Below are 22743 nucleotides of genomic sequence, written 5' to 3' on the forward strand. Positions count from 1 at the left end.
TCAGTTTCGTCCGCGAAGCTTGTCAAGGACGCCCTGAACCCACCCTTTGGCCTCGTCGAGGGTGTGGTTTTCTTCCACCAACTGGCGGATCGCCTGTAACTGGGTTTCGAACAGCCCGGCTTTGTGCAGATCGGCCGGGGCTTCATCAGGGCCAAGTGGCAGAATATTTTCAAAGTAAGTGCCGCCCAACAGTCGGCGCAGAATACCCTCACCCAGAAACGCGTCGTTGCTGTTAAGGGTTCTGGTTGCCCGCAGCAAACGCCGTATGTCGTATTGTCCCGGATAAATATCGGGCACCTGTTTTTTGATGCCCAGAAGGCTGTAAGCCCCAATGCGGGCGGTCCGCACCGAGCTTTCCAGTGTGAACACAACGTCGTTATGAGTCTCCACGAACTGCCCGATGCAGGCGAGATTGGTGCAGCCTGAAGGCACCACTTGAGGACGGTCGCCTTTGGCCCTTGGCATGAACTGAGACGTGATGTAGGGCATCAACGCGATGCGGGTTTTGGTGGCAGCCAGTATTTCGTCTATCTGGTCCTTCAGGCCCAGGTGGTAGCACAACTCAACCAACACTTCTTTGCCGGTACACTCGGGCATCGTCTTGTTGACGTAATCGCCGGGTTTATCCATCAACAAAGCATAGGTCCACAACACAATCACGTCGTCGGGCTGATCGGGGAAGTGTGGCTGACGGTTGCAGGTGAAGCTCATCAGCCAGGCGGAATCTGTAAAGGTGACAATTCCGCCAGTAGCCGTGAACCCGGAATAAGGGTCATTAACTGACAGCTCTTTGAGCTTTTCCATCAAAGGTGAGGGTTTACAGGTAAGCGTCACTGATTCCCAGGTTGAGCGGGGTATGTCTCCACAGAATTTGTCTGGCCGGCCGAAGACGTCGGATTTCTCGGCCAGATTCCTCCAGAGTTGCCAGCCTGACCCTTGGCCGGCCTTGTCATTATCTTTCAACCTCGGGGCATTGTCGTCGTCGCCGTAAGCGGTATCCTCGGTCATGGATCCGGTTGTGACGAACACCAGATCACGTGCGCCGACATTGAAGGTCTTGTCCCCGTCTGCACTGTGGCACTGGATGGTCTTGACGGTTCTGGTGCCATCCCCGCTCTCCATATCCAGATCCGTCACGGTCATGTCGTACTGGATATTCACACCCTGGTCCTTGAGCCATTGCATGAGAGGCCTGACGAAGCTGTCGTACTGGTTATATTTCGGGAAAACCAGAGACGTCATGTCGTTCAGTCCGTCCATCAGATGCAGGAAACGATGCATGTAGAGCTTCATTTCAAGCACCGAGTGCCAGTTCTGAAACGCGAACATGGTGCGCCAGAAAGTGTAGAAATTGGTGCTCAGAAAACCCTCACTGAACCATTGCTCAACCGTGATGTCGTCAAGGTCCTCTTTCCGGGCCAATAGCAGCCGGATGATCTCAAGCTGCTGGCGCCTGGTAAGATCCATGGTGGAGAAGTCTTTGATCTGTCCCTGGTTTTCCAGGAGCCTGGCTTTCGACCAGTTCTTGTCGGCGTCGTTCACGATGCGATACTCATCAAGCACGGTGAACGGGGCAGGGAGTTCGAGCGCGGGTATTTCCGAGAAAACATCCCAGAAGTTCTGGTAGGTCATCTCCATTTCACGACCGCCACGGACGATATATCCGTCCTCGGCATTACCAGCGCCATCCAGCGAACCACCCTCTATGTCCTGCTCCTCGAGAAAGGTGATATTGCCAGCAGGCATGTGGCCGTCGCGAATGAGAAAAAAGGCCGCAGACAGGCCCGCAATACCGCCACCGATAATCCACGCCCGGCGCTCTGCGATACCGTCTGTCGGAAGTGGTCGGTTGTTGGTATAGCTTCCGTGCAGGTCTGCCGGGGGCAGGGGAGTGTCGATCCCGTTGTGAAGGTGCCTCGATGAGGCGTCGGGTGCCACATCGACGCTCTGCTTTCTCAGTGCTTCAATATGAGGCGCGAGTTTTGAGCCGGGCTTTCTGGTGAGATTGGATCTGGCCATTCAGGAATCTCCTTTCCTTGGGGGGAACTATCCATACAGTATGCTGGACGGGCAGGAATTCCGGGTGACACACATCAAAGGGGCTTGAATCGTCACCAGAAATTCACGGGGGAGGCAGGAGCAGATTGCTACGATTCCCTGTCTTCGGCGCTTTCCTCCGCCTCTACTTCCGCTTTCCGCGCCTGGATTTTCCGCATTTTTTCATCGGAGATCGGGAATTTGTTCGCACTGTCCCGCAGCATCAGAAGGCTGCCAACGACCAGAGCGATAGCGAGTAATAGGAATACCCAACCAATGAGTGGCATAGACCTGTCTCCCTCGGCTATTGGATTCCCCTTATAGTGGACCAGAACAATTGCAGACCACAACCGGTATTCACAGATTCATCGGATCCAGCCTGTAATAGCCCTTCAGGGCCTTGTAAACCTCTGGTTGTTCTTGTTGAAGGTGGCCCGGTTGCTGGAAAAACGCTTCGGTCAGCACGGCGAAAAATTCCGCCGGTTCGGTTGCGCCATAGGGGTCAAGCCACGGTTTATGGTGATGCTGCAAAGAGTGCCTCAGGTCTTCGTAGGCCTTTGTCATCGAACTTTGCCAGTGCCTTGCCTGCTCTCCATGCAGGGGTGGTGCCCCATCCGCGGTGCCGTCGAGATAGTCCAGTTGGTGGGCAAATTCATGGAGTATCACGTTGTGGCTGCTGTGCGGGTTTCCGGCGGCCTCTTCACATTCCTTCCAGGCCAGCACCACCTGGCCCCGGCTTGAAGCCTCGCCGGCCCGGATTTCATTACTCTCGCTGACAACCATTCCGTCGCTTTCAATGTCCCTGACATGATAGGCGTCGGGATAGACCAGAATGCTGCTTACCTCATCAAAATCCGAATACGGGCGGGCAAGAATCAGCAAACAGGCATGACCGGCGATGGTGACCCGCACCTTGTCATCCACTTCAAAGCCGTCGCAGCCGTAGAATTCTTTCTCGGAGAGAAACAGTTGCACCCGCTGCTCCAATGCCTGCTTCAGCGGCTCGGAAAGTTTTCGGTAAAGGGGCACGCTGGACTCAAGGTGTCGCCTCCAGGGTGCCGGAAAAGGGGCTCTCAGTTCCCGTTCTCTTCGCCAGTTGCGGTAAAAGAAGAGGTAGAAAACGGTGGCCGCGATCAGGGTCACTGCGAATATTGCGAAAACAAGTGCTGCTGACATGCTGCTCCGAGCGACCGTTGATTGAATTACCCGTTATCTTACAGAAAAATTGCATCTGCAAGCAGGCAGGTTCCGTATTGCTGGTTGTTCTTGAAGGCAGGGGATGTGAAGCTGCATGAACTGTACTCACCGTCGAGGAGGCTGATATGCCAGAGAATTCCGTTGTAGTGATTACCGGGGCAAACCGGGGCATTGGTCTGGAGCTTGCCCGGCTGTATGCGGGTCGCGGCTGTTCGGTCATCGGTGTGTGTCGGGAGGCCTCGCCGGAGCTGGAAGCGATTGCCAAGCGGATTATCGAGAGCGTCGACGTGACGACCGATGAGGGCGTGGCCAAGCTTGTGGCCGGTCTGGAGGGCGAGCGTATCGATCTGTTGATCAACAATGCCGGTCTGCTGCAGGACGAGAAGTTGGGCAGTATCGATTTCGATTCCATCCGCACCCAGATGGAGATCAATGCCTATGCTCCCTTGAGAGTGGCTGAAGCCTTGTTCGAAAAAATCCCCTCTGGAGGGAAAATCGCCAACATCACCAGCCGGATGGGCTCTATTGCTGACAATGACTCCGGCGGCCGCTACGGCTACAGGGCGTCAAAGGCGGCGCTCAATGCGTTTGGCAAGTCGCTGGCCATGGACCTCAAGCCCCGCGGTATTGCCGTGGCCCAATTGCATCCTGGCTATGTTCAAACCCGTATGGTGAATTTTGGCGGGTTGATCACGCCTGAGGAATCGGCGAGGGGGCTGGCTGAACGTATTGATGCCCTGAACCTGGAAAACACAGGGTCGTTCTGGCACAGCAATGGCGAAGAACTGCCCTGGTGACGCTGAAATCATTTTCATTTGTTTGCAATGTCGGGCAGCAGGATTCCGAATTAACGAGTATTCTTGTTACCTAAAAAGGAATTCTGCCGTCTATGAAAAGAGCGACTGCTCCAGTGAATTATGAGCCCGCGAGGGAGCGCAGGCCGCAATTCTGGCGTCTGGCCATGCGGTGTGCCCAGATTGCCGGGGCTGTGGACGTTATCTTTTTCTTTCTCTTCCACGCCCTGGGTTCGCCGATACTGGCATGGGTGAACGTGGTGAGTGTGGCCATGTATGCCGGAGCCTATTACGCGCTCAAGTATCACAGGAACAGGGTTGCGGTCGCACTGATCTGGTCAGAGGTACTGGGCCATGCCGGCCTCGGCATCGTTCTTATTGGCTGGGAGAGCGGTTTCCACTATTACCTGCTGATGTTCATACCGGCGATCTGTGTTTCCGCATCCCGGAAATGGGCGATCTATGCACTGTTGGCGCTCTGGGGCTACTACATCGCGCTGGATGTCTTGATGTGGAATATTGAGCCGCTGCAGCCCATTCCTCAAACGGCTCTGCAGATCGTCCATCTGTTTAACCTGAGCGTGGTGTTTGCCATGTTCAGTTACCTGGCTTCCTACTACCTCAGAATGGTAGTAACGGCCCAGCGAAAACTTCGGGAAATGGCAACAACGGACTCTCTGACTGGCCTTTTCAACCGTCGCCATATGACCTACCTCGCTGAAAAAGAACTGGCCCGGTTCAAGCGCAGTGGTCATCCGGTTGGCTTTCTCCTGCTGGATGTCGATCACTTCAAATCGATCAATGACCGATATGGCCACGAGACCGGCGACCGGGTTCTGGGTTTTGTGGCCGATGTGATTCGTGAGGAGTTGCGGGCTCAGGATCTGATCGGCAGGTGGGGTGGAGAGGAATTCCTTGCCATCCTTCCTGATACGGATTCCGGCAAGGCACAGGCAAGTGCCGAGCGGATACGACGGGCTTTTTTGGCCATGGACTGGGGCGCGATCATTGGCGGTGAAGCGGATGTCACGATCAGCATCGGGGTAAGCGAACTGCGTGCTGGCGACGATCTGAGTACAGCGGTCAGTCGAGCCGATGAGGCTCTTTACCGCGGTAAAACCGGAGGCCGGAATCGGGTAGAGCTGGAAGCCACCTGAGTGATAGATAACGGGTTAGTTACGATGAGTCCTGCCGATGCCTGATATTCGAAAGAGAGCCATTGCCGGCCTGAAAGCCGGGGATTCCTTTACCCTGGTTCGAACCTTCACTGAAGAAGAGACCCTGCACTTCGGTGAAATCAGTCGCGATCACAACCCGGTGCATTACAGCGACGAGTTCGCACAAGCCAAGAACCTCCAGGGCAGGATCTGCCATGGCCTGTTGGTTGGTGGAATGATCACGGAAGTGGGCGGTCAGATTGGCTGGCTGGCGTCCGGGATGAATTTCCGCTTCCGTCGGCCGGTGTATTTTGGCGACACCGTCACCTGCGTATTCACCATTACCGACGTGGATGAGCGGAACAGGGCCCGGGCAGAGGCGGTGCTCTCGAATCAGCACGGTGAACCGGTCATCGAAGCCTGGCTAACGGGAGTGCTGCCGGGGCCGAAGGAGAGGGAGGTCATGTCAGCGATGGTCAGCGAACAGAAAACGATACCTTCCCGCTGACCCGGATCCGTCCGTGCTTCAGTCCTCTTCAGCATCCCTCATGCGTTCCTGTCGCTCCCACTCCTCTTCTTTTGCAGCGTCGATGATTTCCATCAGTTCGTCGACGTCGGCGGCGGTATCATCATACTGGAAGCAGCCGGTGAGTTTGCTGTCCGGGTGCAGGTTGCCTGATTCGTAGAGCGCCCAGATCTCCTTGCCATAATCGGTATTTAACAGCTCCGGGGCAAAACGGCCGAAATACCGGCGCATATTGTCGACGTCGCGTTCCAGCATGCGTTCCGCATTGTTATTGCCAGACGCATTGACCGCCTGGGGGAGGTCAATGATGACCGGTCCGTTGGCATCGACCAGAACGTTAAACTCTGACAGATCCCCATGGATAAGCCCTGCGCTAAGCATGCGGACCACTTCACGGATAACCTGGCTGTGGAAGTCGCGGGCCTGCTCCGGGGAAAGGGTGACATCGTCCAGCCGTGGTGCGGCCTTGCCATCTTCATCTGCCACCAGCTCCATCAACAGCACACCGTCCACGAACCCCAGTGGTTCCGGAACCCGGACACCGGCAGCCGCCAGGCGGTAGAGCGCGTCCACCTCGGCGTTGAGCCAGGCATCTTCCTGCTCCTTCTGGCCGTATTTGGTTTTCTTGCTCATGGCCCGGGCCCGTCGGCTGTTACGGACCTTTCGGCCTTCCTGGTATTCCACCGCCTGCTTGAAGCTTCGCTTGGAGGCTTCCTTGAAAACCTTGGCGCAACGTGTCTGGTCGCCACAGCGCACCACATAAACCTGTGCTTCCTTGCCGCTCATAAGCTGGTAGAGCACTTCATCCACCATGCCGTCATCGACAAGCGGTTGTAATCTTTTCGGTACTTTCATAAAACCTTTCAGACTGACGGTGAGCGTGCCAACCACGTTCGTTGATCTGGAACAAGGCCGGGTATGGGCAGCGCGGGGACAATGGCTGCTACGGAGCATAGCTTACATGAAAATCTTTTTCCTGATTCTGTTGATTCTGGTGGTTGCGGCCACCGTCGCTCTGTGGTTCTGGCGCCAGACTGACCACGCTGCAGACCATGCCGCCATGGCGAGGTTGGCGTCCCTGCAGCCGGTGTCACCGCAGCGTTTTGATCTTACTCAACTCGAGGGGCTGCCAGAGCCCGCCCGGCGGTACTTCCGGTACACCATTCAGCCCGGTACTCCGCTTTATACCGTGGCCCGGATATCCATGACCGGAAAATTCGGCATGGGCAATCGGCAGTCGCCCGATTACATGGATATGCAGGCCACCCAGATGCTGGCCATGCCCGAAGGGTTTATCTGGAAAATGAGCGCCAGCCGTGGACTGCTCCAGATTTCCGGCTCAGACACCGAGCAGTGGACGCGGTTCTGGTTGATGGGATTGCTCCCGGTGGCCCGGATGGGCGGCGATCCGGATTACACACGCTCGGCATTCGGCCGGTATGTGGCAGAGGCGGTGTTCTGGACGCCAGCAGCGCTGCTGCCAGGGCCAGGAGTTGCGTGGAAGCTCGTGGATGTAAATACGGCCAGGGTGATTGTCCGCCACGAGGGTATGGAGCAGGCGGTGGATGTTGTCGTGGCTGAAGACGGTCGTCCCCTGCAGGTAAGCTTCGACCGCTGGAGCAACGCGAATGCAGAAAAAGTCCATCGTCTGCAGCCTTTTGGCGGCTACCTGTCAGAGTTTCGGGAGTTCGAGGGCTTTATCTTGCCGACCCGCGTGGAAGCAGGGAATTTCTTTGCCACGGACGATTATTTTCCGTTCTTCATCGGTGAGATCAGCAACATAGAGTTTCCTCGATCCAGTGTTACCGGAAGTAGCGACTGATGTCGCTTATGGTCATGCTCACCCAAATCGCCCTGCCAGTTCTCCTGTTGGTATGGTTGGCACGGTTCCCTTCCAGGGGATTGCTTGCACTTGGCGTGCAGGGTCTGTCGGTTGCAGCAGTGCTCATTGGTCTTGGTCTGGCCGCCCTCTGGACCATGCCCCCGTACTGGGTGCCGTATATCTATTACGGGGTTTTCGCGCTCATTATGGTGTTTCATCTCTGGCAGGGACGGTTCAAGGGTGACGGCTTCTGGCGAGTCTCAGCCGGGCAGACCTTGCTTGTTCTTCTTGGGTTCGGGCTTGGCTGTCTTGGCGGGTACATGGCGTATATGGCTTATCAGGGGCGGAGTTTGCCGGCGGTTGAAACTGTCGACATCGCACCGCCGTTCGGGCCTGGCACCTATCTGGTGGCCCATGGCGGGTCCAACGTCATGGTGAATGTGCATCTGAACACTCTGGATACATCGGTTGAGCGTTTCAGAGCCTGGCAGGGACAAAGCCGGGCCCTGGATATTTTCCGGATTTCGCCGTTGGGCATCCACAAAAATGGTTGGCTGCCTTCCGATCCGGCCCGCTATACAACGTTCGGAACCCCGGTGTTGGCGCCCTGCGATGGCGAGATCGCAAAAGTTGTCGATGGCCGGGAGGACATGCCGGTTCCGGTGATGGATCGCGATCATATGGCGGGAAATTATGTGGCGATCAATTGCGGTCAGTTCTTCGTGATTTTGGCCCATCTGAAGAAAGGCAGCGTAGCGGTCTCTGCTGGTGACCGGTTGGCTGTTGGCGACTTTCTGGGAGAAATGGGAAACTCCGGTAACAGTTCAGAGCCCCATCTGCATCTACACGCCCAACGGGGCCTGCCGGAGCCCGCAGCGTTTGGAGGTGAGCCACTGACACTGACCATCAATGGTGGGTTTCCCGTGAGGAATGACAGGATCCAGATTGCAGAGCCTGCTGCCCGATAATTCCGCCCTGCCGAACAACGAACACCGACACATCACTATGCCTGACGATATTGGCCCCGTTAGAGTGCAGAATATGAAGCCTTTCGCAAAAGCCCGGTGAAGTTCACCGGGCTTTTGCGGTCAAGGGTGCCGGATTACCTTCACACCAGGTTGTAAAGGAACACCACGGCGATACCGGCAGGCGTTAAATACCTGAGTACGAACATAAACGCCGTGTAGCTGCTTCCCTGCAGACCAATGTCGGCCGGCAGGCCCTCACGTTTCATCGCCCAGCCGGCGAACAACGCAATGGCAAGTCCGCCAAGGGGCATCATCAGGTTGGAGACGAGGAAATCGAGCAGATCGAACACCGTCTTGCCCTCGAAGAACGGGATGAAACCGAGAGGGTGTACGCTGTCCCAGAGGTTGAATGACAACACAGTCCCGATGCCGATAAACCAGATCGCCAGACCACCACCAAGTGCGCTTTTCGCCCGGCTGACGCCTTTGTGTTCCTCCAGCCACTCTACCACCGGTTCCAGCATGGATATGGCCGAGGTGATGGCGGCCACCAGCAGCAGGGCAAAGAAAATGGTGCCGAACAGCGCACCGCCGCTCATCTGGCCAAAGGCCAGTGGCAGGGTGACGAAAATCAGGCCGGGGCCCGCGCCCGGTTCCAGACCGTTGGCAAATACCAGCGGAAAGATCGCGAGGCCTGCCAGCAGTGCCACGCTGGTGTCCAGAATCCCGATCGTCATGGCGGTTCTTGCAATGTTGACGTTCTTGGGCAGATAGGAGCCGTAAGCCATGAGAACGCCAATGCCGATGCTCAGGGTAAAGGCGGCATGGCCCAGGGCTGTCAGCACGCCGGCGGTGGTCAGCTTGCTGAAATCGGGAGCGAACATGAAACTTACCGCCTGGCCAAAGCTGCCGCTGTTCATGGCGTAGATGACCATCACGATCAGCAGCAAAAACAACAGTGGCATCAGCATGTTGACGGCCTTCTCAAGCCCGGAGCGAATGCCCCTGCCAACGATGAACACAACGATGGCCATGAAGAAGGAATGCCACATCAGCAGTTCCCAGGGGCTGGCCAACAGGCCGCCAAACTGACCGCCAATGGCTTCGGCGTCTGCACCGGTAAACAGGCCGGTTGCAGCCTTGCCAATATAGACCAGAGCCCAGCCGCCAATCACGGCGTAGAAAGATAACACCAGGAATGAGGCGATAACGCCATTCCAGCCGATCGCTCTCCAGCCCCTGGCAGTGCCTTCGGTCTCGGTCAGGGTGCGCATGGTCGCCACGGGACTCTGGCCGCCACGGCGACCGATCATGGTCTCGGCGATCAGGACCGGCACGCCGATCAGGAAGATGCATGCGAGGTATATCAGAACGAAGGCGCCGCCGCCGTTTTCTCCGGTAATGTAGGGAAACTTCCAGATGTTTCCGAGGCCGACTGCCGAACCGGCTGCGGCCAGGATAAAGGCCATCCGTGAAGACCAGAGGTTACTGGCCTGCTGGTGTGGTTGGGTACTCTCACTCATTCTTCTCTCCGGCTAATTGTTTTTGTCGGATTGATTGGTTTTGGTCGTGTACTTGGAAACGTTTACTTGCCCAGAACCTCGCCCAGGGCTGCTGACACTTTTGGCAGAACCCGGTCATTCAGCCCTGCCACATTTACCCGGCTGCTATCGAGCATGTAGATTCCATGCTGCTTCCGCAATTCGCCAACCTGTTCCGGGCTGATGCCGAGGAACGAGAACATGCCCCGCTGGCGGGCGATAAAGCTGAAATCGCCCACCGGTGCCAGTGCGTCAGCAAAGGCTTGGCGCAGGTGCAGGATGCGTTCACACATGTCGCCCAGCTCCTTCTGCCACTGGGATCGCAATCCGTCATCACCAAGAATGGTCTCCACGATTGAGGCGCCGTGGGCCGGCGGCATCGAATAGTGGGACCGGATGACACTGAGCAGTTGGCTGGTGGCGGCAGCGTTCACAGTGGCCGTTCCTGAGATCAGGGCCAGGGCGCCTGTGCGCTCCCGGTAGAGGCCGAAGTTCTTGGAGCAGGAGGCTGCAATCAGCATTTCCGGTACCGCCCCGGCCAGGTGTCTCAGACCGCCCGCATCGGCATCCAGGCCTTCGCCCAGCCCCTGATAGGCCATATCTACGAAGGGCAGCAGGCCCTTACGCTGGATCAGGCTGGTTACGTCCTGCCATTGGGCCAGGCTCAGATCCGCGCCAGAGGGGTTATGACAGCATCCATGAAGCAACACCACATCACCGGCCTCGGCCTGTTCCAGGGTTTCCAGCATGGCCGCGAAGTCTACCTCTAGCGACTTTGGATTGAGGTAAGGATATTCGCGAATGGTCAGGCCTGCGCCACCAAGAAGCGGCAAGTGGTTGGCCCAGGTGGGCGTGCTGACCCAGACCCTGGTGTCCGGCTTGCACAGCCTCAGAAACTCGGCGGCCATCCGCAGGGCGCCACAACCGCCCGGGGTCTGGACGACCGAAACTCGACCATCCCGGATCAGCGGGCTGTTGCTCCCCAGGATCAGCTCAGCCATGGCATTGTTGAAGCCGGCGGAGCCTGCCGGACCCACATAGCTCTTGGTGGTTTCGCCCTCCAGCAGACGTCTTTCCGCTTCGTGCACGGCAGCCATGATCGGCGTGTTGCCGGCATCATCCTTGTAGACACCAATACCCAGATCCACCTTGTCCGGCCGGTTGTCTTCACGGAAGGCCTGCATCAGGTGCAGGATCGGGTCCTGGGGCAGTGGCTGGAGTGCTTCAAACATGGTTTGCCTCCTCATCGGCCGGTTGGGTGCGAATCAGAGTCGGGCGACCGGTGTCCAGCGCCTTGATCAGCTGAGCCTGTTTTTCACGGATACTTTCTGCCGCTTGTTCCCTTACCGGGCCGTAGCCCCGGACATCCGCAGGCAGTTCGGCAAGCTGCAGGAAGGTCTCGTAGTTGCTGGCGTTGAGTTCACGGCCGATTCGCACAATCAGGTTCTGGTAGTCCTTCAGCATGGCGCGGTCCAGCTTGCGGTCTGCGGAGTAGCGGAACGGGTCCACCGCGGTTCCACGCAGGCCGCGAAGCTTGGCCAGCAGTCGGAAGGCCCGGAACATCCAGGGGCTAAACCGACGCTTTTTCGGGCGACCCTGGGCATCGGTTTCGCCACTCAGCAGGGGCGGGGCCAGGTGGAAATGAACTTTGAAGTCCCCCTCGAAGGTGTCATTAACCTCTTTCATAAAGTCGGTTTCGGCAAACAGCCGGGCCACTTCGTACTCATCCTTGTAGGCCATAAACCGGTAGAGCTGGTGAGCCACTGCACGGGTCAGCAGAAGATTGGTTTCTCCGAGGGCTTCCTCGGCCTTGCGGACTCCGGCAACACTGTCACGGTATTGGTCGGCCCAACGCTGGTTCTGGTAGTTGACCAAGTGTTTCTGGCGGATGTTGATCAGTTCGTCCAGGGTTGGCTCGGATTTGACCTCAACAACCTGGGCTTTGTTGTCGTCCAGCAGATCCGTGACTGCGTTCAGATCCACGGCCGCCAGTCGGCCCCATCCGAAGGCTTCCTTGTTCCGCTCGATGGCGACGCCATTGAGCTCAATGGCCTTCATCAGAGCCGCCTCTGAGAGCGGCAACAAGCCCTTCTGCCAGGCGAACCCGAGCATCATCACGTTGGAGAATACCGTGTCGCCCATCAGTTTTTCGGCGATGCCATTGGCATCCAGCTGATCAAAGTGATCCTTACCGACCGCGTCCTGCAACAGGCCCAGTCGCTTGTCGGCCTTCATGTCAGCGTCCCGGAAAAGCACATAATCGGCGGTGGGCAGTTCTGCTTCGTTGGCGACAATCCGGGTGTGGTTTGGTCTGAGTACGCTCAGGGCCTTCTGTGAAGACGCCACCACCAGGTCGCAGGCGATCACTGCATCGGCCTGGCCATTGCTGATCCGCACCTGATGGAGCTTGTCCGGAGACGGAGCCATGCGCACATAGCTGAGCACCGTACCGCCTTTCTGGGCGAAGCCCATGAAATCGAGTACCGAGGCACCGCGGGATTCCAGATGGGCCGCCATGGTAATCAGCTGGCCGACAGTCACCACGCCGGTACCGCCCACACCGCCCACGAGCAGATCGTAGGAGCCGGTCAGTTCCGGCAATCTGGGGGCTGGAATGTCAGCCAGCTTGCGGGTGAGTACGGAGCCGGTGTCAACGCCCCGGGATTTTCGCAACTGGCCGCCTTCAATGGTCACGAAGCTGGGGCAGAAACCGTTAACGCAGGAGAAGTCCTTGTTGCACGAGGACTGGTCAATCTTGCGCTTGCGGCCCAGTTCCGTCTTGCGCGGCACCACCGAGAGACAGTTGGACTGAACGGAACAGTCGCCGCAACCTTCACACACGTGATGGTTGATGAAAGCTCGCTTGGCCGGATCCGGGAACTGCTTGCGCTTGCGCCGCCGGCGCTTCTCGGCGGCACAGGTCTGGTCGTAGATCAGCACGGTACAACCAGGGATGTCACGCAATTCGCGCTGCACCTGGTCGAGCTCGGACCGATCGTGGAAGGTGACACCCTTGGGGAACAGGCCGTGATGGCCATCGTATTTCTCGGGCTCATCACTGAGCACAACCACCCGATTCACCCCTTCTGCGGCCATTTGCTGGGCGATCCTGTCGACGGTGATCTGCCCGTCCACCGGCTGACCGCCGGTCATGGCCACGGCGTCGTTGAACAGGATCTTGTAGGTAATGTTGATGCCTCCCGCCACCGCCTGGCGGATGGCCATGGAACCGGAGTGGAAGTAGGTGCCTTCACCCAGGTTCTGGAACACGTGTGGATTGCCGGTATAGCGGCTCTTGCCAATCCAGTTGACGCCTTCGCCGCCCATCTGGATCAGGGATTCCGTGTTCCGGCCCATCCAGGAGGCCATGAAGTGGCAGCCGATGCCCGCCAGGGCCTTGCTGCCCTCAGGGACTTTGGTGGACGTATTGTGGGGGCAGCCAGAGCAGAAATAGGGCATGCGCTTGACGCCGCCCGGGTCCTGAGCGGTGGTCATGGCGCTGATTTCAGCCATGCGCTCACTGAAGTCCACCGCGAAGAAGCGGCCAAGGCGGGCCGCCAGGAAGCCGGCAACCAGTTTCGGGCTCAACTCGCCGACATAGGGGATGAGCGGTCGGCCCAGCTCATCCTGTTTGCCGGTAATCAGAACCTCGCCAGGGCGATCCGGCTCGGACATGTATTCCTTGATCTGGCTTTCAATGATGCCGCGCTTTTCCTCGATCACCAGCACTTCTTCCTTGCCGTGAACGAAGTCGAGGATGCCGCGACGCTCCAGGGGCCAGACCATGCCAACCTTGTAGATATCCAGCCCCATGTCCCGGGCCTTGTCTTCATCGATGCCCAACAGGTCCAGGGCTTCAAGCAGATCCAGGTGACCCTTGCCGGTAGTGACTATGCCGAAGCGGGCTTCCTTGTTGTCGAACAGGCACCGGTCAATGCGGTTGGCTCGGGCAAAGGCCTGAACAGCCGCAAGCTTGTGCTCGATCCGGGTTTCCAGTTGTGGTCCCGGCAAGTCCGGCCAGCGGTAGTGGAGTCCGCTTTCCGGTGCTGTGAAATCGTCCGGGGTGACAAAATCCGGCTCCGGTGGAATTTCAACAGAGGCGGCGCTTTCCACGGTTTCCGAGATGGCCTTGAAGCCGACCCAGCAGCCGCTGTAACGGGACAGGGCGTAGCCCCAGAGACCGAATTCCAGGTACTCGGCGATGTTGGCCGGGTTGATGGTGGGCATGAAGAAGCTCATGAACGCCACATCGGACTGATGGGGCATGGAGGACGACACGCAGCCGTGGTCATCACCCGCCACTACCAGTACGCCACCGTGGGGGGAAGATCCATAGGTGGTGCCGTGTTTCAGGGCGTCGCCGGCGCGGTCCACGCCCGGCCCCTTGCCGTACCAGAGGCCGAAAACGCCTTCTACCTGCCGATCATCGTCGGTTTCCACCTGCTGGGTACCTAGCATGATGGTGGCAGCGAGATCTTCGTTAATGGCCGGTACAAAATCGATACGGTTCTCGTCCAGAAGATCCTTGGCCTGCCAGAGTGCCTGGTCGACAGCGCCCAGGGGAGAGCCCCGGTAACCACTCACCATGCCAGCGGTGTTCAAGCCTTGCTTGCGGTCCAGAGCCGCCTGCATCAGGGGAATTCGAACCAGGGCCTGGGTGCCGGTCAGGAAAACCCGGCCGGACTCCCGCAGGTAGCGGTCTTCCAGTTTGTAATTGTCGAGTTGTGGGGTATCGGCGGACATGGCGCCCTCCATTTGTTGATTTTATGACCAAAATTCTAGAGGGAAGTCCGCAAAAGGTGCTTGCTTATTCGAAGAGACTTTCGGTGATTTGCGAAAGGATCTTTGATAAAAGACAATAATGAAAAAGATCCTTTGATAAAAATCAGGTGTTACCAAATGAAACAGGTGGAGCTGGACAAGCTGGATCGGAAAATCCTTTCGGTGCTGCAACAGGATGGACGTATCAGCAACCAGTTACTGGCCGAACAGGTGGGGTTGTCACCGGCCGCTTGCTGGCGTCGGGTGCGAACACTTGAGGAAAGCGGTGTGATTCAGGGGTACAGCGCCAGAGTAGACCCGGAGCGCATTGGTCAGGGACTGTGTGTGCTCGTCAATCTGTCACTGCAACGGCACAGCATTGATAGCACGGCGGAGATTGAGCAACAGGTCAGCAGTTACCCGGAGGTGCTTCAGTGTTTTGCCGTGACCGGTAATGCGGATTTCGTGCTCAGGGTCATCGTGCCGGATATGGCCAGTTATGACCGGTTCCTGAATGAAAAGATTTTCACCCTGCGGGGAATTGCCCAGGTGAACTCGAACTTTGCCTTGCGGGAGATAAAGAATACCGAGACGATCCCGGTAGACGGGATGCAGTAGGGGGAAGAACGAAAAAAGGCAGCCGAAGCTGCCTTTTTCTGAACGTGTCGTCTGTTATTTACAGAGCGACTACGTTTTCCGCCTGGGGACCTTTCTGGCCCTGGGTAACGGTAAACTCGACCTGCTGGCCTTCAGCCAGAGTCTTGAAACCGCCGCCCTGAATAGCGCTGTAGTGAACAAAAACGTCCGGGCCGCTTTCGCGAGTGATAAAGCCAAAACCTTTTGCTTCGTTGAAAAACTTAACGTTGCCGGTAACTGTAGACATAATATACTTTCCTGATTTCAATCTTTTAATGTGCCGTCAAAGCATCGATTTGATGTCTGATCGGCGGTATGCGGAAACAAAAAACTGGCGTGATCAAAAACAGGACGTGCTACTTGTTACAACTGAGCGGTCTTATTGATGAAATGCTTTGCTAAATCTTTCCAACGAGGCCCACTGTACTCCTGCCGCGCGGAAAAGCAAAGCTATTTCTTGTAGGCATAAACCGGGGTGCCGGTTTTGCTGTCGCCAAGGCTGTCCAGCCTGCGTGGTTTGGCAATGGCAAAACCTTGCGCGTAGTCGACCTGAATCTCCTTCAGGGTGTCCATGATTTCCATATCTTCCACGTATTCGGCAATGGTCTGAAGGTCCAGGAAATGGCACAGCTCGTTGATCGAGCGCACCATGGCGTAGTTGGTCAGGTTAGTCGCCATGTCCCGAACGAAAATTCCGTCAATTTTCACGAAGTCCACGGGAAGCTTCTGCAGGTAGGCGTAGGAAGACAGACCGGTGCCAAAGTCGTCCAGGGCGAATCGGCAGTTCAGGCGCTTCATTTCACGCATGAAATCGGACGCAAAGTGGAGGTTGGCAACGGCAGAGGTCTCGGTCACCTCGAAACAGAGTTTGTGGGCCAGTTCCGGATTTGCCCTCAGGTTCGACTCCAGGCCGAGCATGAAACTGTCATCGCTTAAAGACGAACCGGACAGATTGACGTTCAGAGTGGCGATCTTGTCCAGGGCCTCAGGGTTGTTTCGCATCCAGGCCATGACTTCGGAAACCACCCACAGGTCCACCCGTGTACTTCGCTTGAACTGTTCTGCAGCCTCAATGTAGCCCTGGGGCGAAATTTCTTTGCCGGATCTGTCTTTGAGCCCGAGCAAAAGCTCATACATTGTGCCTCCACCGGCTTCCGGGGCAAGGGCAACAATGGGCTGGGCCCGAAGGTAAAGACTGCCGTCGCGAATGGTCCGGTCAATCTCGGTGACCCACTGCGGTGTGCCGATCTGGGTCTGGTCACGGGATTCCCGGGCCAATTCAATGCGATTGCCGCCCAGTTTCTTGGCAGCTTTCAGGGAAAGGCTCGCCTGGTTCAGTAGATCGCCCGGCGAATGTGCTTTGCCGGTCACCGGTCGGATGCTGATACTGACCGTTGCCCGATATTCTGCCGCTCCGTGCCGGAAAACCTCCTGTTCGAAGTTTCGCCGTAGAGATTCGGCGAAGTCCAGGCAGTCTTCCGTGCTGATGCCATCGATAAGGACGGCGAATTCGTTGCCACTTATCCGGCCAACATGAGAGTCGCAGAAGCGAGACTGGCATTTGTCCCGTACCGTGCGCGCAACCTTTTGCAACAGGGCGTCACCGGCTTCTGCGCCATAGGAGGCGTTGATAACACTGAACTCATCAATGTCCAGAACCATCAGGGCCGCGCCATCGTCTTCGACAGATCGCGGCTGGGTGCCAATCAGCTGCGACAGCTGTTTTTCGAAATCGTGACGATACATGCAGCCGGTGAGGGCATCGTGAGTGGCTTGAAAGTTCAGCTTCCGGTAGACATCTTCAACGATTCTGAACAGGCTTTGATCGAGGAACGGGATGTCACCGTCCTCAACCAGCCAGGCGTCGCCTTCGGCCAGCTTCTGAACAAACTCCGGGAATCCGTAGCTGGCTTCGCTCATGCCTTTGGGCGACAGGAAAACGAATCGGAGTGCATCCTCGCCACCCCATACCAGTCGCATTCGGCGTGTGTTGCCGTTTTCGAGCCGGACCTCAACCCAGTCGCCCGCTGAGAGGTCTCTGGCTCTTGATGCCCAGCGGCTGTGCTCGAGTTCCGGGGGTATTGTCGGAGGTGCGTCATCCATCTCGCCGTATTCCTCGAGCCAGGTGATCTCTGCCGTCACCCGACCCTCTAGAATTTCCGATAACTCGTCAATGACCGGGCGGATTGGTGCGGCGTCGCCGGCCGTTTTAAGCTCTCGTGCAATGAACTGCACCATGGCGCTGCTCTCAAGCTCTCTTTCGAACGCCAGCTCCCCTGAATGGCAAGAGGGAGAGAGCCAGTCCCGGAGCTGTGCCACTACGTCGAATAGCTCCTCGCAGTGGCCGCTCTCCGGCCCCTCCCGCAGCATCGTGAGTACCATCAGCTGTTCCCAGCCGGCCTGAAGAAGACGGATTAGAATCTTGGGAACCTGGCGCCCGGCCAGCAGCGAGTTCAGCCGTTGCCTGACATCCTTGCGGGTCCGGCGCAAACGCTCTTTGCCTTCGAGGGTTTTCGCCAGTCGTTCCGAATTTCGGATGAAGGACTGGTCCTGTCGTTCTACAAGCTGCCTGAGCCGCTCGCCAAGGCCCTCCAGCAGGTCCGGGTCAGACGCTTCGACCTGCGTGAGCTCTTCGACGATCTCAGCGACGGTCGCCTCAAGCTTCTTGCTTGACGCCCTCTCGGCAAGACAGATGTGCATCAGGTTGTTGATGATGTCCCGGGCCGGATGGTCGTCTGCACTCAGGAAGTCCGGTGTTTCAATCAGTGTTTCGAACACCGGTAAACGCAGTTGTTGCAGTTGGTGGCGAAGTGAGCCGGAAAGTTCTTCATGAGTTTTCAGTGGTGCAAACAACCTGTCCACGAGGTTGGCTTTCTCCACCGCCGTAGGGTCGAGGGAGCTGGCCAGTTCGGAGTCTGAACTGGCCAGCTCCCGGAGCAGCCCTGCCATGTCAGGTTCGTCGTCGCGCAAACGGTCCAGAAGTTCGCGACGCCGGGACCGGAGGTTTTCCGAGAGTTGCGGGTTGGGTTCCTCCCAGTCTGCCGGCTCGGATGTCGGGCTGGCCTCGAGCGCCATTAGCTGGAACAGCGAGCGCCCGGCAGATGGCATTTCCGTTGCCGTCTGCCGTGGGGCGTCGGGTACCTGAGTCTCGCTTGACGTGGCCTCGCTGGTTTCCGTTGTCAAACCCGGTTCATCTGGAGTGTGTGCCCTCTGCGACCAGTTTGCGGGCAATTCGGTGATATCCAGAGCTTCGAGCCCGGCCCGACGGCAGTCATTGATGAGGGACCGCATCGCCGGGGCCCAGACGCTGGAAAGCGCATTCTCCCAGGCCCTGTAAATGGTGACACGGTGTTCCCGGGCAATACCCAGATGATCGACCATAAATTGCAGGCAGACACACAAAGCCCGGGGTGTCAGTGGGTTATTGTCGTCGTTGACGTCCTGCCGGAAGATCTGGTTGAGAAACTGGTTGAGCAGGAACGTGACGCCGGTATTTGCCTTGTTGATGCCCGTGGCAATGGCCTGCAAATCAAGCCAGTCCTCGAATTCATGTTGTTGCAGCAGGTGCAACTCTTTGGTGTTGGCCCGGAGCTCTGGGGCCGGTTCAAGGCTGGCCTGATTGGCCTGGAACTGGGCCTGGAAGTCCTGGAGCATCCGCTGCTGACGGCTCTGGAAGATAAACCGCATATCCTTCAGGCGGGTAATTTCACGGAGCTCGGCGGCCTGTTCGAGGTCAGTTTCAATGCCCTCGAAAGTGCCATCCATGAATTCGGGAAGTAACTGTTCCAGAAGCCGTCGGTAATGCTGGTGATAGAGCTGTTTCAGTGAAGGGTTCGATGGTGCTTCAGACACGCCGGCTCTGCCCTTGTGCCGAAGCAGTCGCTCAACGTCTTCGGTCATGCTCTGAGTCAGGGGGCTGATCTCAAGCGAGATACTGTTGCTGCGGCCCGTGCGGACGGTCCCTTTGAAATGGATATGCTGTTTGTCGATGCCGTTTTCGAGAAAGGCGTGCAGATGCGCCTGGGCAGCGGCCGATGAGGCTAACTGGTCGAGTACGGCGGGTGAGGAAAAGTGCTTCAGGCTGAGGCGAAGCATTTCGCTATCCAGGGCAACGCTGTCAATGACACAACCGCAGGGAATCAGGCCCGGTGTGACGACAAGTGCATCCTTGTTGAGTCTGGAGTGTTTTGCGTTGGGCCGGGCCATTGACCGCCTTCCTGAGCAGTGAAAAGTGAATCGGTGTTCAGTTTTATCCCTGGGTGCAGTGTAATTTGAACTTCACCAAACGCAAAGTGAATCTGCAAATGCGGCACAATTCAACATCCCGGCGCTCTGAATCCACGATTGAATTATAGCCGCTCGACGGCTCTCAAAACGAGATCCTTGCCAAGGGCAAAACATGCAAAGTCCCTGGCCAGATACAGGTTTCCCCGGTAAATGCCTCTGGCTTCGGATTCGATCTCACCAATGTAGGGATAGGCATCCGGATTTGGCTGATAGCGTGAACTGAAATGGGTTAGTACAAGATTCGGAACGCCTGCAGCCTCGGCGAATCGGGCGACCTGGGCGGCGGAGCTGTGTTGTGGCCAGGGTCCTACCCGGTCAGATACTTCCTGCGTGTAGGTTGCCTCATGAATGACCACCTGAACATCAGTGCAGGCGTCCCGAAGCAGTTCGGGCTGGTCGTTGTCGCCGGCGACGATCGCTTTGCGTGGTTTTCTGGCGATCCGGGTGTAATCATCGCAACGGGCAAGGCGCCCGTCGTTGAGAATCACATCGTGGCCCTGCTGCAACCGGCCCCAGGCCGGACCGGCCTCAATGCCATCGGCCTCAAGTCTGTCCCGGAGCAGTTGACGTTCGAGTTTCTTCTCGGTGAATTTGAAAGCCCGGCAGGACACCCGATGGGATAGCGGCACGGTGGTAACGGCCAGGGTCTCATCCTCCCAGTGGAAGCCCTCTGCCTCGGAATCAACGAATCGCAGCTCAAAGCTGAGGCTGGAGTCGCTGTTGCCAATGGCGGCTTCCAGAAAGGTTTTTACTGGTCTGGGGGCAATCAGGAAAAGTGGTTCCGTGCGTCCGAGCATCGAGGCGCTGGTCAGTAATCCCGGGAGGCCGAAGGTGTGGTCACCGTGGATGTGGGTAATGAAGATAGCCTGCAGCTGCATGACCGAATGGCGTGTCCTTAGCAGCTGGTGTTGGGTACCTTCCCCGCAATCGATCAGATACCAGTGTTTCGGGCTTCCATGCATCAGCGCGAGGCCGGTCACGTTCCGTGACTTTGTCGGCGTACCGGCGGAGGTTCCGAGGAAGGTGAATTCCATAGCAGGCCTTTTCGGGTTAACTTGTCGTCCGTTACTCGACCATAATACGAAAGTGGAATTCCTGATGATACAGACGAAGAGGGATTCCCTGTCGGTTTTGAGGAGCTGCAATGTCTGATCTGAAAGACCCGAGAGTCCTGTTTGCGGCAGAGCGTACTCTGTTGGCCTGGAACCGCACCAGCCTGGGGCTGACCGCGTTTGGGTTCCTGGTCGAGCGCTCTGGCCTCCTGTTAGTGGCGTTGGTTCCCGAGCGGGCCAATATGGCAAATACAGAGATAACGTTCTGGCTTGGTCTGTCATTCATAATTCTCGGAGCACTGTCTGCCCTCTATGCCACGCGTCAGTATGCCGTGGTGCTGGAAACCCTCACGCCAATAGAGTTTCCGGAGGGCTACAAGGCGCGATGGGGTATGGTCATCAACCTGGTTGTCGCGATGTTAAGCACGGCGCTGGCTCTTGCCCTGATCCTTGGCCGCGGCTGATCGCCTGGAATGAGAACGTCAAATAAGGAGTACTGTCTTGTCTGAGTTGTCCAGTTATGAAAGTTTTTCGATCGAGGTGAGCAATCACGTTGCCCACGTTCAGTTCAGCCGCCCAGAGGCGTTGAACACCATGAACAAGGCATTCTGGCTTGAATTGCCCCGCTGCATGCAGGATATCGAAGCCAACACCGACGCCCGTGTGATCGTAATCTCTTCCACCGGCAAACACTTCTCGGCCGGCATGGATCTGGGGGTCTTCAGCGACCCTAAAGCCGTGCCCATGAACGGCGATCCCGGGCGCATGGCGGAAAACCTGCGTCGGGTGGTGCTGCAGCTCCAGGACACCCTGACTTCACTGGAGAAGATCCGTCTTCCAGTGCTGGCGGCCATCCACGGTGGCTGCATTGGCGGAGCCCTTGATCTCGTGTGTGCCGCTGACAGCCGTTATTGCACAGAAGATGCCTACTTCACCATCAAGGAGACCGAGCTGGGCATGACCGCCGACGTCGGCACGCTCCAGCGCCTGCCCAAACTGATGCCCGAGGGTGTGGTGCGGGAACTGGCTTACACCGGTCGCAAATTTTCCGCCACGGAAGCGCAGAGTCTGGGCTTCGTGAACGCCGTCTACGCCGACCAGGAAGTCATGCTGGCAGCAGTTATGGACATTGCCGGGCAGATTGCGGCCAACTCCCCATTGGCCGTCACAGGCTGCAAGGAAATGCTCAACTACAGTCGCGACCACAGCGTGGAAGACAGCCTGAAGTACATGGCCACCTGGCAGGCGGGCATGTTCCGCCCGACAGACATGATGAAAACTTTCCAGGCCAAAGCCCAGAAGCAGGCGCCGCAGTACGATGCACTGTTCCCGGTCAAGCCGTTGTTCGATCAGTAAATGGCGCTGAGGAAACGGCGAAAATCCGGTATTTCCTCCAATGCCGCTCTGTTATTCCAGGGCGGCATTGGTGTCGTCGGCTTACTGGCCATACTGGTGTTCGGAATTCCGGTGCTGCTTCTCGGTTCCGGTTTCTGGCCGAGCCTGCTCTACGGCGCTATCGGCGCAGTGGCCACCTACGGGCTGCTGCTCCTGCTGACGCGCGTGCCGGGCTTGTTTCCTGAGAACCTCGAGCGCCAGATGCAGGGCCTGTATGACTTTGCCACCGGCTACTCCCCGGCCGTGTTGGTCCTGCTGTCCCTGTTGGCCGGTGTTGGCGAAGAGCTGTTGTTCCGCGGCGCGATCCAGGGCTGGCTGATGGCGCATACGGACCCGGTGACGGCCGTGTTGGCAGCCTCCGTACTGTTCGGGCTGGTGCACTACGTATCGTTTACCTATTTCCTTGTGGCAGCCGGTCTCGGCTTGATACTGGGTGCAGCCTATGTGCTATCGGAGAGCCTGGCGTTGGTTATGATCTGGCATGCCCTCTACGACATGATTGCGTTGTATTGCCTGCTGCGGTTTCCACGCTGGTTTGGTGTCAGAATTGTCGGCCCCCGGCCGTAACCG

At 57.5% G+C, this 22743-nt stretch carries 19 protein-coding genes; 9 read left to right on the forward strand and 10 right to left on the reverse strand.

Going from position 1 to position 22743, the window contains the following annotated elements; all coding sequences use genetic code 11:
- The 3 genes from ACESMK_RS12030 to ACESMK_RS12040 form a co-directional block, all read right to left on the reverse strand.
- Positions 1 to 2019 carry an oleate hydratase gene (locus tag ACESMK_RS12030; protein WP_372998775.1) on the reverse strand — a complete coding sequence of 673 codons (2019 nt, stop codon included), beginning with the start codon at positions 2017 to 2019 and terminating at the stop codon, positions 1 to 3.
- 128 nt (positions 2020 to 2147) lie between these two features.
- Positions 2148 to 2324, reverse strand: coding sequence for a DUF2897 family protein (locus ACESMK_RS12035; RefSeq protein WP_008176045.1), 177 nt, complete (start codon positions 2322 to 2324; stop codon positions 2148 to 2150).
- 70 nt (positions 2325 to 2394) lie between these two features.
- Positions 2395 to 3213: a zinc-dependent peptidase gene (locus ACESMK_RS12040; RefSeq protein WP_372998778.1), complete on the reverse strand. Its 819-nt coding sequence runs from the start codon at positions 3211 to 3213 to the stop codon at positions 2395 to 2397.
- Positions 3214 to 3359: 146 nt separating this feature from the next.
- Here ACESMK_RS12040 and ACESMK_RS12045 point away from each other — a divergent pair, with 146 nt between their 5' ends.
- The 3 genes from ACESMK_RS12045 (at position 3360) to ACESMK_RS12055 (ending at position 5693) form a co-directional block, all read left to right on the forward strand.
- Positions 3360 to 4031: an SDR family oxidoreductase gene (locus ACESMK_RS12045; protein WP_372998781.1), complete on the forward strand. Its 672-nt coding sequence runs from the start codon at positions 3360 to 3362 to the stop codon at positions 4029 to 4031.
- A 92-nt stretch (positions 4032 to 4123) separates the two neighbouring features.
- Positions 4124 to 5185, forward strand: a complete 1062-nt coding sequence (locus ACESMK_RS12050; protein WP_372998785.1) for a GGDEF domain-containing protein — start codon at positions 4124 to 4126, stop codon at positions 5183 to 5185.
- Between the two features lie 37 nt (positions 5186 to 5222).
- Positions 5223 to 5693 (forward strand): MaoC family dehydratase, encoded by a 471-nt coding sequence (locus ACESMK_RS12055; RefSeq protein ID WP_372998788.1) that lies wholly within the window; start codon positions 5223 to 5225, stop codon positions 5691 to 5693.
- An 18-nt stretch (positions 5694 to 5711) separates the two neighbouring features.
- Here ACESMK_RS12055 and ACESMK_RS12060 read toward each other — a convergent pair whose 3' ends face one another.
- On the reverse strand, positions 5712 to 6566 hold the full coding sequence (locus tag ACESMK_RS12060) for a PA4780 family RIO1-like protein kinase (protein ID WP_372998791.1): 855 nt from the start codon (positions 6564 to 6566) through the stop codon (positions 5712 to 5714).
- Between the two features lie 106 nt (positions 6567 to 6672).
- Here ACESMK_RS12060 and ACESMK_RS12065 point away from each other — a divergent pair, with 106 nt between their 5' ends.
- Both ACESMK_RS12065 and ACESMK_RS12070 read left to right on the forward strand, forming a co-directional pair.
- The gene (locus ACESMK_RS12065; protein ID WP_372998794.1) at positions 6673 to 7533 is read left to right on the forward strand and encodes a DUF6544 family protein; all 861 of its coding nucleotides are present in this window, start codon (positions 6673 to 6675) and stop codon (positions 7531 to 7533) included.
- Positions 7533 to 8501 (forward strand): M23 family metallopeptidase, encoded by a 969-nt coding sequence (locus tag ACESMK_RS12070; RefSeq protein ID WP_372998797.1) that lies wholly within the window; start codon positions 7533 to 7535, stop codon positions 8499 to 8501. The genes ACESMK_RS12065 and ACESMK_RS12070 overlap by 1 nt, the downstream gene beginning before the upstream one ends.
- Positions 8502 to 8641: 140 nt before the next feature.
- Here the strand turns inward: ACESMK_RS12070 and ACESMK_RS12075 are convergent, their stop codons facing one another.
- The 3 genes from ACESMK_RS12075 to ACESMK_RS12085 form a co-directional block, all read right to left on the reverse strand.
- On the reverse strand, positions 8642 to 10024 hold the full coding sequence (locus ACESMK_RS12075) for a sodium-dependent transporter (protein WP_372998800.1): 1383 nt from the start codon (positions 10022 to 10024) through the stop codon (positions 8642 to 8644).
- A 62-nt stretch (positions 10025 to 10086) separates the two neighbouring features.
- Positions 10087 to 11274, reverse strand: coding sequence for an aromatic amino acid transaminase (locus ACESMK_RS12080; protein WP_372998803.1), 1188 nt, complete (start codon positions 11272 to 11274; stop codon positions 10087 to 10089).
- On the reverse strand, positions 11267 to 14785 hold the full coding sequence (locus tag ACESMK_RS12085; RefSeq protein WP_372998806.1) for an indolepyruvate ferredoxin oxidoreductase family protein: 3519 nt from the start codon (positions 14783 to 14785) through the stop codon (positions 11267 to 11269). Before ACESMK_RS12085 ends, ACESMK_RS12080 begins: the two co-directional genes overlap by 8 nt.
- Positions 14786 to 14941: 156 nt before the next feature.
- Between ACESMK_RS12085 and ACESMK_RS12090 the strand changes: the two genes are divergently transcribed.
- Positions 14942 to 15421, forward strand: coding sequence for an Lrp/AsnC family transcriptional regulator (locus ACESMK_RS12090; RefSeq protein WP_372998809.1), 480 nt, complete (start codon positions 14942 to 14944; stop codon positions 15419 to 15421).
- A gap of 58 nt (positions 15422 to 15479) precedes the next feature.
- On the opposite strand, the gene ACESMK_RS12095 is transcribed toward ACESMK_RS12090, so the two are convergent.
- The 3 genes from ACESMK_RS12095 to ACESMK_RS12105 all read right to left on the reverse strand — a co-directional run bounded on the left by ACESMK_RS12095 (position 15480) and on the right by ACESMK_RS12105 (position 20760).
- Entirely contained in the window at positions 15480 to 15686 is a 207-nt protein-coding gene (locus ACESMK_RS12095; protein WP_008176018.1) for a cold-shock protein, read from the reverse strand.
- 203 nt (positions 15687 to 15889) lie between these two features.
- The gene (locus tag ACESMK_RS12100) at positions 15890 to 19645 is read right to left on the reverse strand and encodes a DUF1631 family protein (RefSeq protein WP_372998812.1); all 3756 of its coding nucleotides are present in this window, start codon (positions 19643 to 19645) and stop codon (positions 15890 to 15892) included.
- Positions 19646 to 19788: 143 nt separating this feature from the next.
- Complete coding sequence (locus tag ACESMK_RS12105) at positions 19789 to 20760, reverse strand: ribonuclease Z (RefSeq protein ID WP_372998815.1); 972 nt, start codon at positions 20758 to 20760, stop codon at positions 19789 to 19791.
- A 110-nt stretch (positions 20761 to 20870) separates the two neighbouring features.
- On the opposite strand from ACESMK_RS12105, the gene ACESMK_RS12110 reads away from it, so the two are divergent.
- From ACESMK_RS12110 to ACESMK_RS12120, 3 genes are read left to right on the forward strand one after another with little or no spacing between them, the layout of a single operon-like run.
- Positions 20871 to 21242 (forward strand): YidH family protein, encoded by a 372-nt coding sequence (locus ACESMK_RS12110; RefSeq protein WP_372998818.1) that lies wholly within the window; start codon positions 20871 to 20873, stop codon positions 21240 to 21242.
- Between the two features lie 46 nt (positions 21243 to 21288).
- A complete protein-coding gene (locus ACESMK_RS12115) occupies positions 21289 to 22134 on the forward strand; it encodes a crotonase/enoyl-CoA hydratase family protein (protein ID WP_372998960.1) in 846 nt (281 codons plus the stop codon).
- Complete coding sequence (locus ACESMK_RS12120; RefSeq protein WP_372998821.1) at positions 22135 to 22740, forward strand: CPBP family intramembrane glutamic endopeptidase; 606 nt, start codon at positions 22135 to 22137, stop codon at positions 22738 to 22740.
- Positions 22741 to 22743: the final 3 nt, after the last annotated feature.

The organism is Marinobacter sp., assembly GCF_041687235.1.
In the GTDB taxonomy this organism is placed as follows: domain Bacteria; phylum Pseudomonadota; class Gammaproteobacteria; order Pseudomonadales; family Oleiphilaceae; genus Marinobacter.